Genomic DNA, 12,293 nt, shown 5'->3' on the forward strand with positions numbered 1-12,293 from the left:
TTACTTTTGAACTAATATTGCTTATAATATTAGTGTGAAAGGAAGTGGTACGGTGGGACAATTTGAACAGCTGGATCAGCTGCTGGAAACACAGGATGGGATGCTGCGAACAGCTCAAGTAGTATCTGCTGGTATTTCTAAGCCTGTTTTTTATGATTATGTGCACTCACGGGAATTGGAGCGGGTCGCGCATGGAATTTATCTTTCCAAGGATGCCTGGGTCGATGCCATGTACTTACTTCATCTGCGGGTCGAACAGGCAGTGTTTTCCCATGAGACAGCTTTATTTTTTCACGATCTGACAGACCGCGAGCCGCTGGAATATACGGTCACAGTCAAGACCGGATATAATCCCTCCAAGCTGAAAGCAGAGGGCGTACAGGTATTCACCATTAAGGCGGAACTGCATGGGGTGGGCCTGACAACGGCTCAGACACCATTTGGGCATACAGTTCCTGTCTATGACCTGGAGCGCACCATCTGCGACCTGCTCCGCAGCAGGAACAACATGGAGATGCAGACTTTTCAAGGGGCATTAAAGATGTATGCCAGAAGAAAAGACAAAGACCTGCGGACATTGATGCGGTATGCCGGTATGTTCCGGGTAGAAAAAATTCTGCGGCAGTATTTGGAGGTGCTTTTATGATAAAAACAGCAAGGCAGTTGAAGGATCTGATCCGCAATCTTTCCAGAAAAAAATCTGCGGACGCCCAGCTCTTGATGCGGAACTACATGATGGAGCGTTTTCTGGAGCGTATCTCCCTTTCTGAATATCGTGACAAATTTATTCTGAAAGGCGGTATGCTGGTAGCGGCTATGGTTGGTCTGGATGCCCGTTCCACGATGGATTTGGACGCTACTGTAAAAGGAGCCAATGTCAATGTGGAGGACATAGAGAATTTGATTTCCGCTATTGTGAGTGTCCCGCTTGATGATGGCGTCAAATTCCAGCTGAAAAGTATTTCGGAGATTATGGATGAGGCGGAATATCCGGGGATTCGCGTAAATATGACTACAACCTTTGACGGTGTGGTGACGCCTTTGAAGATTGACATTTCCACAGGGGATGCCATTACCCCCAGGGAGATCCGCTACTCTTTCAAGCTGATGCTGGAAGATCGCTCCATTGATATTTGGGCGTACAATCTGGAAACGGTTCTGGCCGAAAAGCTGGAAACGATCATTACCAGAACTACCACCAACACCCGCATGAGAGATTTCTATGACATTTATATTCTGGAACAGCTGCATGGGAATACATTGGACCCTCAGATTCTCCATGATGCGCTGCGGGCCACTGCTCACAAACGCGGGACAGAACGACATCTTGCAGAAGCTGCCGAAGTTTTTGAGGAAGTGGAGAACAGCTCGGTTATGCAGAAACTTTGGGAATCGTACCGCAAAAAATTTTCCTATGCGGCAGATCTGGAGTGGAACATCATCATGGGGGCGGTGCGCAGTTTATACGCTCTCAGTGAAAAGGAATCGAGCCTATGAAGAAGCACGGCCATTATTGTAAAGTCTGCGGAGAATATAAGGCTAATGAAAAATTTTCCGGCAAAGGTCATGCGGCGCACGTCTGTAAATCCTGTGCTTCTTTGCCGCCGGAGAAGCAAGCGGAGCAAATGACAATAAACCGCTTGCTGAATCTCCCATGGAGATTATCAAAGGAGCAGATTTCCTGGCTGAAGAACCGAATGAAAGATAAGCGCCGGGAAGTTCGTGCGCTGGCAAAAGAACAATACGAGATGAGGTTTCCTCCGAAGCGGTTAGAGGACATCGAGGACAATTTTGATTTTCTCGATGAGGACGATTTAATAGAATAACAAAAGCGGTCTGCACCATGCAGGCCGTTTCTTTTTTGGAAAGGAGGTCTCCCTTATGGCAACCACACGCATCATGCCGCTGCATATCGGCAAGGGTCGGACTGAGAGCCGTGCCATCAGCGATATTATTGACTATGTGGCAAATCCCCAAAAGACCGACAACGGAAAATTGATTACCAGCTATGGATGTGACAGCCGCACTGCTGATGCAGAGTTTCTGTTGGCAAAGCGGCAGTATATTGCCGCCACCGGACGAGTGCGCGGTACAGATGATGTGATCGCCTACCATGTGCGCCAGTCGTTCAGGCCCGGAGAGATCACACCGGAGGAAGCCAACCGGCTGGGCATAGAATTTGCCAGGCGGTTCACCAAAGGCAATCATTCCTTTGTGGTCTGCACCCACATCGACAAATCGCATATTCATAATCACATCATCTGGTCGGCGGTCAATATGGATTGTGACCGGAAGTTCCGTAACTTTTGGGGAAGCACCAGAGCTGTTCGACGTTTAAGTGACACCATTTGTATCGAGAACGGACTATCCATTGTGGAGAACCCCAAGCCCCACGGAAAAAGCTACAACAAGTGGCTGGGCGAACAAGCCAAGCCCTCCCATCGGGAACAGCTACGGGTGATGATTGACCGGGCGCTGGAGCAAAAGCCAGCAGACTTTGACACACTTCTGCAACTGCTTTCCGAGATGGGCTGCGAGGTATCTCGGCGCGGGAAAGCAATCCGCCTTAAAGCTCCCGGCTGGAAGAATGTAGCCCGTATGGATGACAAGCTGGGAGCCGGGTACAGCGAAACAGAAATCCGTGCGGTGCTGGCTGGAGAAAAGCAGCACACGCCCCGCAAGAAATCCACCGTGCAGCCGGAGCCACCCAAGGTCAATTTGCTGGTGGATATTCAGGCAAAATTGCAGGCCGGGAAAGGTGCTGGATATGCACGCTGGGCCAAGGTTTTTAACTTAAAACAGATGGCGCAGACCGTGAATTTTCTTACCGAACATCACCTACTGGACTATACAGAGCTGGAAGAAAAAGCGGTGGCGGCTACCGCCCATCACAATGAGCTGTCAGCGCAGATTAAGGCGACGGAGAAACGCATGGCAGAGATCGCCGTCCTGCGTACCCATATCGTTAATTATGCCAAGACCCGCGAGACCTATGTTGCCTATCGCAAGGCCGGTTATTCCCGAAAATTTCGGGAGGAACATGAGCAAGAAATTCTGCTCCATCAGGCGGCAAAAAATGCCTTTGATGAGATGGGAGTGAAGAAGCTGCCCAAGGTCAAAGACCTGCAATCTGAGTATGCCAAACTGCTGGAGGAAAAGAAGAAAACCTACGCCGAGTACCGGCGTTCCCGTGAGGAAATGCGGGAACTTTTGACGGCAAAGGCCAATGTGGATCGGCTGCTGAAAATGGATGAGGAACAGAAAAAAGAACAAGAAAAAGACCACGGCCAGCGGTAAGCCGGTCATGGTCATAAGCGTCCATCGGACGCGTAGCCGCAGAATGAAATTCTGCGTTCAAAGGGGCTTGGGGGCGCTGCCCTCAACAAGCAAAGCAGAGGGGGAAATCACGTCAGGATTTTTCCCTCTGTGGGCCGAGTGTATTAACACCGGCATTGCTTGCCACTTTTGTTCGCAAACAATATCCGTATCCTTTACACGATGATTTACTTTTATTATCATAGTCGTAATAAGTATATAAACTACTTACATATAAGCACCTAAAATATGAAAGGGCTGATAAAATGATGACCTTTGAAAAGGTTTTAGAAGTATTCAACGATTACCTAAATAAAGATAGTGTTTTGGAGGTGGTGAACACTAAGCGAGGATACACCGTTATGATTTGGGATGAAAAAGATGAGCAATGGTTTGGTGTGGAACATTGCAAAGCCCCCGAGCTTTTACGGGATGCCTTACTTGATGGCTATCGTGATTTTTTAGAGCAACAACTTACTCATAACCGCAGGAGTTTAACCGAAACAGAAATCTTAGATATTCAAAACCGATGTGAACAGCTTTATGATTTGTGTGGAGAATAAAAAAATAACCTAAAAAGTGCGATAGCCTGTGTAGGTGTCGCACTTTTTTCAGTTGGCTTGGCTTACGAAAACAGCGTTAATTATTCCGCAGTTTCTCTTGCCTTTTTCAAGCCTTGAGCCGTAGCTTCCATCACGATAAGCTCCTTTTCTTCCATATCATTCAACAGTACATCAACTTGTTTGCGGCGATTGTTGTCGCCATCTTCATTGCATGGAAAAAAGAACTGGTCTACAGAGATGTCAAGCAAGGTAGTAATGAGATAAAATTTGTTAAGCCTTGGGTGCTGCCCCCTGTTCTCTATATACATAATAGAGCGTGGCGTAAGGTCTACCAGTTGGGCAAGATATTCCTGTGTCCACCCTTTTGCTTCCCGAGCTTTTTTTATCGCTATACCTAACGGCTTAAAATCAAGTTTTCTTTCATCTTGGTACATTTTAATATCATCCTATATCATTGTACATTTCGGGTGATGATATTTGAACGAAGTATGATTTTATGTTTAGTAGTGTATAATTTCGTATTAGTGGAGAGAAACTTGCTATTATTCGTCATTCCGTATATAATAATTATATACTCTTTGCGAAAGGAAGTTGATATTATGAATTACATTTCTGTGAAAGCCGCTTCTGAAAAATGGGGCATATCGGAAAGACGGATACAAAAATTATGTGAGGAAAATCGCATTGACGGAACTGAAAAATTTGGTCGTGCATGGATGATACCAAAAGATGCAGAAAAACCCGTTGATGGACGTATGAAAACAAGGAACAAATAGGAGGAGAATCATGGAATTTAATGAAAAGCTACAACAGCTTAGGACTGGAAAGAACTTAACGCAGGAACAACTTGCGGAGCAATTATATGTATCAAGAACAGCCATTTCAAAATGGGAAAGCGGCAAGGGTTACCCTAACATTGAGTCGCTCAAGTGTATTTCTAAATTCTTTTCTGTGACCATAGATGAACTGCTATCGGGCGAAGAACTGATTACACTTGCCGAAACTGAAAATCGTTCCAACTTGAAAAAAATTTACAGTTTCATTTATGGAATATTAGATATGATGGCGGTTACTTTTATACTTTTGCCGTTGTATGGTAACCTTGTTGACGGATATACTTATTCTGTCAATCTACTTTCATTTACAGACACTACCCCAATATATCTTGCAATCTATTGGATTGTTTTTATTGTTTTGATTGCACTTGGGATAGCGAAACTGATGTGTGTTTGTTTTGAAAAGGAATCATGGAGCAACATAATCACAAAATGCTCTCTCGTGCTGAGTACGCTTTTTATCTGCTTCTTCGCTGCGGCAAGACAACCCTATGTAACCGCCCTTATGTTTCTGCTATTTGTTGCTAAAATATTTGTCTGGATAAAGCAAACCCAAACAAAGTAAAATGCCATAAACCCTTTAAAATAGGCTCTGACACGATAAGTGTCGGAGCTTTTTTCGTGCTGACATCTATTGTGTCGGCATTGTGACGGTAGATTTCTTGGCTTCTATGCAATACTCGTGGATAATAAGATTGTGGTCAGCGAAAACAAGAACAGCAACCCACGGAAAGGAGAATCAAATATGGATTATATCATTGAAACAGAAAATCTTACGAAGCGATACGGAACAGCCACCGTTGTCGATAAGGTAAATCTTCATGTGCCAAAGGGCAAAATTTATGGTTTGCTCGGCAGAAACGGAGCAGGCAAAACCACAGCAATGAAAATGATGTTGCAGCTTGCTTTCCCAACGGAGGGAACGGTACGCTTGTTTGGCACAAACTATAAGGAAAATATCCATACCCTTTATAGCAAAGTAGGCTCTATTATCGAAACACCGGGATTTTACAGTAATTTAACAGGGTATGAGAATTTGCAAATTCTCGCTAAACTGCGAGGGGGAGTATCTAAAAGTGGAGTAGAAAAAGCTCTTGAAGTTGTGGGGCTGCATAAGGAGAAAAGAAAAGTCTTTTCCGATTATTCCCTCGGAATGAAGCAACGGCTTGGTATTGCCGCCGCCATTATGCACGAGCCGGAGCTTTTAATACTTGACGAACCGATTAACGGACTTGACCCCATTGGAATAGTTGAAATACGCTCATTTTTATCTGAACTTAGTCACAATCATGGCATTACCATTTTTATCTCAAGCCATGTTTTAAGCGAGATTGAACAGATAGCAGATATTATCGGCGTTATGCACGAGGGGCATTTAGTAGAGGAAGTGAATATATCCGAGCTTCACAAAAGGAATCGAAAATACATTCAATTTGATTTATCTGACAGTGAGATAGCCGGAAAGATTTTAGAAAACCACTACCACATGACGGATTTTACAGTGCAGGACGGTACGGTGAGAATTTATGACTTTAGCCAAAGTGTTGGAGAAATCAATCGAGAATTTGCACGAAATGGACTGCTCGTGACAAGGATAAATGATAGTGAGGAAAACTTAGAGGACTACTTTTCTAAACTGATTGGAGGTGGCGGTATTGCTTAATCTTATTTCTTGTGAATTATTAAAACTAAAGCGTTCAAAAATGGTGCTAATTAGTGTGGCAGGGGTATTATCTACCCCACTTTTGATGTTAATAGAAGCCTTGCAAACACATTTTGATAAGCCGGAGATTATCTTTACCTTGTCTGACATATACAGCGACAGTGTACTGTATATCATGCTGCTGGTAAACATTATGATATATGTGGCAATTGCAGCTTACTTGTTTAGCAGAGAGTACACAGAAAGCACCCTCAAAACCATATTGCCCATACCCATTTCAAGGACAAAACTATTAATTGGAAAATTTTGCACCCTGCTTCTTTGGATTGTTATGCTAACCCTTGTAACATGGGCAGGTATATTTATCGTTTGTGGGCTATATGACGCTGTCTTTACATTGGAGGGATATAGCTTACTAGTGGCAATAGTATGGCTCCCCAAGTTTTTGTTTGGCAGTATCCTGATGTTTTTAACAGTTTCTCCTTTTGTGTTTGTTGCTATGAAAACAAAAGGATTTGTCGCCCCGATGATTGGCTCTGCCGTGATTGTCATGGGAAGTGCCGCACTTTCAAATCAAGAATGGGGAGCGTTGTATCCGTGGACAGCCACCTATTTCTTGGTGCAGGGTAAACTTCAGAGTACCGGCTATCCTACACTGCTGTCTGTATCTATTATTATTCTTGTATCAGCAGTTGGTTTTCTTATGACCTTTCATCATTTTAAAAAGGAGGATTTGAAATAATGGTACTTGATTTTATAGAAATTTTAAAAGTTATTTTTCTTGGAATTGTTGAGGGTATTACTGAGTGGCTACCTATCAGCAGCACAGGACATATGATTCTTGTGGACGAATTTATCACACTTAATATGAGCGAAGCATTTAAAGAAATGTTTTTTGTTGTTATTCAACTTGGAGCTATACTCGCAGTGGTTGTAATGTTTTGGAACAAGATGTTTCCCTTTCAATTTAAGAACAAAGCACAGTCAATTGTTAAAAAGGATACTTTCTCGTTGTGGTTCAAGGTTGCGGTAGCTTGTGTACCGTCAGTTTTTATGGGGATTCTATTTGATGATTATTTGGATGCTTACCTCCAAACCCCCATTGTGATTTCAATCATGTTAATCTTTTATGGTTTGTTATTCATTCTCATAGAAAATTGGAATAAAAAGCGTACTCCTACTACTATGGCACTTTCTGACATCAGCTATAAAACAGCAATCTTGATAGGGGCATTTCAAGTGTTATCACTTATACCCGGCACATCACGGTCGGGAGCAACGATTATAGGTGCTTTACTCATAGGAGTTTCACGAGTGGCAGCAGCAGAGTTTACTTTTTTCCTCGCAGTACCTACTATGCTTGGAGCAAGTGCTTTTAAGCTGTTAAAATTCGGGTTTGAATTTACAAGTGCAGAACTGCTCGCTCTTGTTCTCGGTATGGCTGTGGCATTTGCGGTATCTGTCTTAGTAATTAAATTCCTAATGAACTTTATCAAAAAACATGATTTTAAGGTGTTTGGTTGGTATCGAATTGTGCTTGGTATACTTGTTGTACTTATAAAATCTTAATAATGCGTTTTCTTTGTGCGCGAATAAAAATGCCAGTTGGTCCTTAAGATCAGCTGGCATTTTTGTTTCTGGGGATGGAAAACAACCCAGAGATTCTCGTTGTCGATCTCCTCCTGATTTTAGTTTGCATGGTGAATTTTGCAAATTGAATCTACAGGAGGTTAATAATGGGATTTAATTATGGATATGAGAAAAAGAAGTTTGATAGTAGATGGAAGCGTTTAGAAGTTGAGTATTGTGATGCAGGGATGAGCGAAGAACAGATTGCTGCCATGAAAGAATATGACTGGGCATGGTTTTGCAGTCAAAGGGTTTTTCAAAACCATACGCAACCAATACCTTGTGAACAATATGATGAAGTATGTGGTCAATCACAGCTGTTCCGAAAGTTTGCATCGTTATCTTATCAATGGGATGTTGATAAGATTGATCAAACGCGATATGGATGGTTGGCTTCGGTGGAAAACGAACAACTACTGTTGAGATTGAAGAAGCTGTCGAAGAAAGATTTGGAGCTATTGACATTACTTTTTGTGGATGGTTATCGTCAAATTGATGTAGCACGTCTTTGGCATTGTTCCAGAAGTGCTGTTGCACAAAGATTTAAAAAAATAAAAAAATTTTTGAATAACACTTAACAAATGAAGCGTATCAGTGCCTACCCATTGAGGGAAGAACATTCTCCCAATGTGGAGCTTGACAATTTCATAGACGGCATTTCCGGTACATAACCTATGTACGAGCGAATCAGGCACGCCGCGAAGATGGACAGCCCCAGGAGGTGATGAATAGGACTGTTCCGAGCGATCCACGTCAGCCTGATACCCGAAAGTGGCATTTCAGGGCGCGATGACTGCATAGGGGTTAAAGATACTTCCTCACGGCCTCCTAAAGACTTGGGGGGAACTCTGCGGCGCACGAGTAAAACGACGCTGTGGAGTTATGACAGCCGCGCCAGCGGAGACCGGAATGTCCCCATCGCCAGGGGTGCGTGGCAAATGTGGCGAGTAAATTTTTCAAAGTCAGATACCATGCGCTGGCAGCTTCGGTTGCCAGCGCATTCATGTGATTTTGAAAGCAACAACCACATCTTTGACAGAAAGGGGGACCACCTATGGAAAAATTGATTTCGCGGAAAGAGGCTGCCAAATTACTGGGGATTAGCATTGCCACTTTGGATGCAGCTCGAAACAGTGGGCTAATTTCCTATGTTCAGTATGTGCAAAATGGTTGCGTGTACTTTACAGATGCTGGCCTTCAGGAGTATATCGCAAAATGCACCCATCGTGCAAAGCCAGTGGAAAAAAGCGCTACATACCGCAAGCTGCGAAGTGTCCGAGCTTGAGCTGTTCCGTATCCTTGCTGGAACCTAATATGTCTGATAAAACAAAGGTACAGCGCTGGACATTATTCTTAGGAGGTGACGGAATTGGCAAAAAGAAAAAGGGCAATTCCTCAATATGGTACGGTCGTGCTTAACGGCATTGAATATTATAGAACCAGAGTCGAAGATTCGGATGGAAACAGAGTGGCGCTTTATGCAAAGACGCCCGAAAAGCTTTATGACAAGGAACTGGAGGCGTTAGAGCAGATTGACAGTACTACGTTTCGTCGAAGATCGCCTACGGTTGCTGAGTACTGTGAGAAGTGGCTGCTGATGCAGTCCGTCCATGTTCGGGCCACCACCTTGACAGATTATACCTCTAAGGTGCGGCGGCACATTATTGGAGGGCTGGGAGACAAGAGAATGGCTGATGTATCCCTGGATGACATCCAACTTGCCCTCGTACCTGTTTCCAAGAAGTCGGCTTCGGTTTATAAGTCTGTGGTGATTCTCTGCAAGTCCATTTTCCGGGCGGCCAAGGAGAGCCATGTGATTGACGAGGACCCGACCATATACCTGGATGCAAAGGGAGGAGTTCCCCAGGAAGAAAGACAGGCATTGACGGATGAACAGGTTGAGCGGCTTTTGGACACGATCCGGGATTTGCCGCCCTATGTATTTGTGATGATCGGTTTATATGCCGGTCTGCGCCGGGAAGAAATCCTGGCGCTGCAATGGGATTCTGTGTATCTGGATGCAGAGGCTCCGTACTTAACGGTACGGCGGGCATGGCACACAGAACATAACAGGCCGGTCATTCTTACCGAGCTAAAGACCAAAGCGGCACAAAGAAACATTCCTCTCCCGGTCTGTCTGGTTGAATGTCTGAAAGATGCAAAGAAAAAATCCACTTCGGATTATGTGATTGCCAATCGGGACGGTGATCCGCTATCCTATACACAGTTTAAGCGGCTGTGGCAGTATATTGTGACGCGGACTGCAAAGCCGAGAATGGCCAGAAAACTTGTGGACGGAAAGTATGTAAAATATATGCTTTACCCGAAACTTGGAGAAAAAGCCAGGAATAACGGCCATGTGGTATATAGCCTGGATTTTGAAGTGACACCGCATCAGCTGCGGCACACCTACATCACCAATCTGATTCATTCTTCGGTGGACCCCAAAACGGTACAATATTTGGCGGGCCATGAAAGCAGCAAAATCACGATGGACATTTACGCAAAGGTCAAATACAACAGGCCGGATGATCTTGTCAAAGCAATGGGCTGTGCCTTTGACTTATGGGACGCTGTGTAAGTTCCGAACAATTCAGAAAATGAAGTAAGAGCGAGACAAGGATGTCTCGCTCTTAGTTTTTCCTTGGCCGTATCTTTGATTCAATTTGAAATCTCTGATAAAAAGGAGGTGTAGATACATCACCACGCGAGAAAGGAAATTAATTATGGCAAAGAAGAAAAAAACATACCTCAATATGGAACCGTCACACGAAAGGGTGTCCTGTATTACAGAACCCGGATTCTGGACGCAGACGGCAAGCAGGTGAGCTTGTATGGGACTACCTGCGAGGAACTGTACGATAAAGAGCAGGAGGCGAGACGCCAGGTAGCGGAGATCATCTTCCACCGGGAGCATCCTACTGTGGCCGAGTATTGTGAGAAGTGGCTGTTGATGCAATCCGCAAAAGTGTCGCCGGCTACACTGAAGGGCTACGCCTCCAATATGAAGAACTACATTATCAAGCCTTTGGGAGATATGTATATGGAGGAAGTAACAGCGGATGATATTCGTCTGGCGCTGATCCCATTGTCCAATAAGTCCGAGAGCCTGCACAATACGGTGAATATGCTCCTCAAGTGCATTTTTTACTCGGCAGAGCGGAGCCAGTTGCTGGAATACAATCCGTGTGAGGGGATTTCGGCAAAAGGAGGGAAACCGACCCAAAAGAAAGATTCGCTGACAGACCAGCAGGTGGAAGTGCTGCTGGAAACCGTCAAAGGACTTCCGCCGTATCTGTTTACCATGATCGGCTTATATGCCGGTCTGCGCCGAGAAGAAGCTCTCGCCTTGCAATGGGATTGTGTGTTCCTCGATGCACCCACTCCATATATCTCTGTGCGGCGCGCATGGCGATCAGAGCATAACAGACCGGTTATCTCTACAACGCTTAAGACGAAAGCAGCAAGAAGGGATATTCCCATTCCCAAATGCCTTGTGAATTGTCTGCGGGAAGCCAAGGCTGCCTCCAAATCGGAATATGTGATTGCCGATAGTGAGGGACAGCCCTTGTCATATTCGCAGTTCAAACGTGTCTGGCAGTACATCGTTGTTCGGTCTACCAAGGAGCGTACCTATTATAAGTATGTGAACGGACAGAGCATCAAGTACACTGTTCAGCCGAGTCTGGGAGGACATCAGAAAAACAATCCCAACATTGTGTATAGCCTGGACTTCGATGTGACACCGCACCTGCTGCGGCATACCTACATCACCAATCTTCTGTATGCAGGTGTTGACCCCAAGACGGTCCAGTACCTTGCCGGACATGAGAACAGCAAGACAACTATGGACATCTATGCAAGAGTAAAGTATAATAAACCAGAACAGCTATTCGATGTAGTAAATTCTGCATTTCATCAAGCTGTCCCCTCGTAAAAGTGGCCTGTTTTTTGGTTAAGGAATAGGACAACCGAGGGGCCGAGGCTCAAAAAAGCCCGGAATATCAAGGAAAATCATCGCTCAGACGATTGAAATACGGCCTCAAAGGTGCCCGTCGTGCGCCGCAGTTCTCCAAGAGATAATTGCCGCACAAGGTTTTTGGGGACAGGGGCCAAGGGGTTTCCCCTCATCCTGTTCCAAAACAAAGCGATTGTTCATCCGAATGCCTCTGTGTTACAGAGGCATTCTTTTTTGCAAAGGAGCGTATTTTTCCGGTAAAACGCAGACCGATGTTTTTCAAAGGCGTTTCTGCAAAAAGAGGACCTGACGGCATCGCCGTCAGGAGA

The 12,293-nt window shown here is 44.7% G+C and carries 15 protein-coding genes; 14 read left to right on the forward strand and 1 reads right to left on the reverse strand.

What is annotated here, in order from left to right:
- Positions 1-52 precede the first annotated feature (52 nt).
- The 5 genes from WMO26_RS07825 to WMO26_RS07845 all read left to right on the forward strand — a co-directional run bounded on the left by WMO26_RS07825 (position 53) and on the right by WMO26_RS07845 (position 3,878).
- Positions 53-646 carry a type IV toxin-antitoxin system AbiEi family antitoxin domain-containing protein gene (locus WMO26_RS07825; RefSeq protein WP_002578496.1) on the forward strand — a complete coding sequence of 198 codons (594 nt, stop codon included), beginning with the start codon at positions 53-55 and terminating at the stop codon, positions 644-646.
- Positions 643-1,497: a nucleotidyl transferase AbiEii/AbiGii toxin family protein gene (locus WMO26_RS07830; RefSeq protein ID WP_002578497.1), complete on the forward strand. Its 855-nt coding sequence runs from the start codon at positions 643-645 to the stop codon at positions 1,495-1,497. The genes WMO26_RS07825 and WMO26_RS07830 overlap by 4 nt, the downstream gene beginning before the upstream one ends.
- On the forward strand, positions 1,494-1,826 hold the full coding sequence (locus WMO26_RS07835) for a hypothetical protein (RefSeq protein ID WP_002578498.1): 333 nt from the start codon (positions 1,494-1,496) through the stop codon (positions 1,824-1,826). Before WMO26_RS07830 ends, WMO26_RS07835 begins: the two co-directional genes overlap by 4 nt.
- 55 nt (positions 1,827-1,881) lie before the next feature.
- A complete protein-coding gene (locus WMO26_RS07840) occupies positions 1,882-3,297 on the forward strand; it encodes a relaxase/mobilization nuclease domain-containing protein (RefSeq protein ID WP_002578499.1) in 1,416 nt (471 codons plus the stop codon).
- Positions 3,298-3,581: 284 nt separating this feature from the next.
- Entirely contained in the window at positions 3,582-3,878 is a 297-nt protein-coding gene (locus WMO26_RS07845; protein ID WP_002576327.1) for a hypothetical protein, read from the forward strand.
- A gap of 80 nt (positions 3,879-3,958) precedes the next feature.
- On the opposite strand, the gene WMO26_RS07850 is transcribed toward WMO26_RS07845, so the two are convergent.
- Entirely contained in the window at positions 3,959-4,318 is a 360-nt protein-coding gene (locus WMO26_RS07850; RefSeq protein WP_425330774.1) for a helix-turn-helix domain-containing protein, read from the reverse strand.
- Between the two features lie 159 nt (positions 4,319-4,477).
- Here WMO26_RS07850 and WMO26_RS07855 point away from each other — a divergent pair, with 159 nt between their 5' ends.
- The 9 genes from WMO26_RS07855 to WMO26_RS07895 all read left to right on the forward strand — a co-directional run bounded on the left by WMO26_RS07855 (position 4,478) and on the right by WMO26_RS07895 (position 11,943).
- Positions 4,478-4,654 carry a helix-turn-helix domain-containing protein gene (locus WMO26_RS07855; RefSeq protein ID WP_349219395.1) on the forward strand — a complete coding sequence of 59 codons (177 nt, stop codon included), beginning with the start codon at positions 4,478-4,480 and terminating at the stop codon, positions 4,652-4,654.
- Between the two features lie 10 nt (positions 4,655-4,664).
- Complete coding sequence (gene bcrR / locus WMO26_RS07860) at positions 4,665-5,279, forward strand: bacitracin resistance transcriptional activator BcrR (protein WP_204740159.1); 615 nt, start codon at positions 4,665-4,667, stop codon at positions 5,277-5,279.
- Positions 5,280-5,459: 180 nt separating this feature from the next.
- Positions 5,460-6,377, forward strand: coding sequence for a bacitracin ABC transporter ATP-binding protein BcrA (gene bcrA / locus WMO26_RS07865; protein ID WP_002576324.1), 918 nt, complete (start codon positions 5,460-5,462; stop codon positions 6,375-6,377).
- Positions 6,370-7,119 carry an ABC transporter permease gene (locus WMO26_RS07870; RefSeq protein WP_002576323.1) on the forward strand — a complete coding sequence of 250 codons (750 nt, stop codon included), beginning with the start codon at positions 6,370-6,372 and terminating at the stop codon, positions 7,117-7,119. Before bcrA ends, WMO26_RS07870 begins: the two co-directional genes overlap by 8 nt.
- Positions 7,119-7,946: a bacitracin resistance undecaprenyl-diphosphatase BcrD gene (gene bcrD / locus WMO26_RS07875; protein ID WP_349219397.1), complete on the forward strand. Its 828-nt coding sequence runs from the start codon at positions 7,119-7,121 to the stop codon at positions 7,944-7,946. The genes WMO26_RS07870 and bcrD overlap by 1 nt, the downstream gene beginning before the upstream one ends.
- Positions 7,947-8,113: 167 nt before the next feature.
- Entirely contained in the window at positions 8,114-8,584 is a 471-nt protein-coding gene (locus tag WMO26_RS07880) for an RNA polymerase subunit sigma-73 (protein WP_002576321.1), read from the forward strand.
- A 476-nt stretch (positions 8,585-9,060) separates the two neighbouring features.
- Positions 9,061-9,291: a hypothetical protein gene (locus WMO26_RS07885; protein WP_002576320.1), complete on the forward strand. Its 231-nt coding sequence runs from the start codon at positions 9,061-9,063 to the stop codon at positions 9,289-9,291.
- Positions 9,292-9,375: 84 nt separating this feature from the next.
- Positions 9,376-10,587: a tyrosine-type recombinase/integrase gene (locus WMO26_RS07890; RefSeq protein ID WP_002576319.1), complete on the forward strand. Its 1,212-nt coding sequence runs from the start codon at positions 9,376-9,378 to the stop codon at positions 10,585-10,587.
- 138 nt (positions 10,588-10,725) lie between these two features.
- The gene (locus WMO26_RS07895; protein WP_087301138.1) at positions 10,726-11,943 is read left to right on the forward strand and encodes a tyrosine-type recombinase/integrase; all 1,218 of its coding nucleotides are present in this window, start codon (positions 10,726-10,728) and stop codon (positions 11,941-11,943) included.
- Positions 11,944-12,293: the final 350 nt, after the last annotated feature.

The sequence above is a fragment of the Solibaculum intestinale genome (assembly GCF_040096205.1).
Lineage (GTDB): Bacteria > Bacillota > Clostridia > Oscillospirales > Acutalibacteraceae > Solibaculum_A > Solibaculum_A intestinale.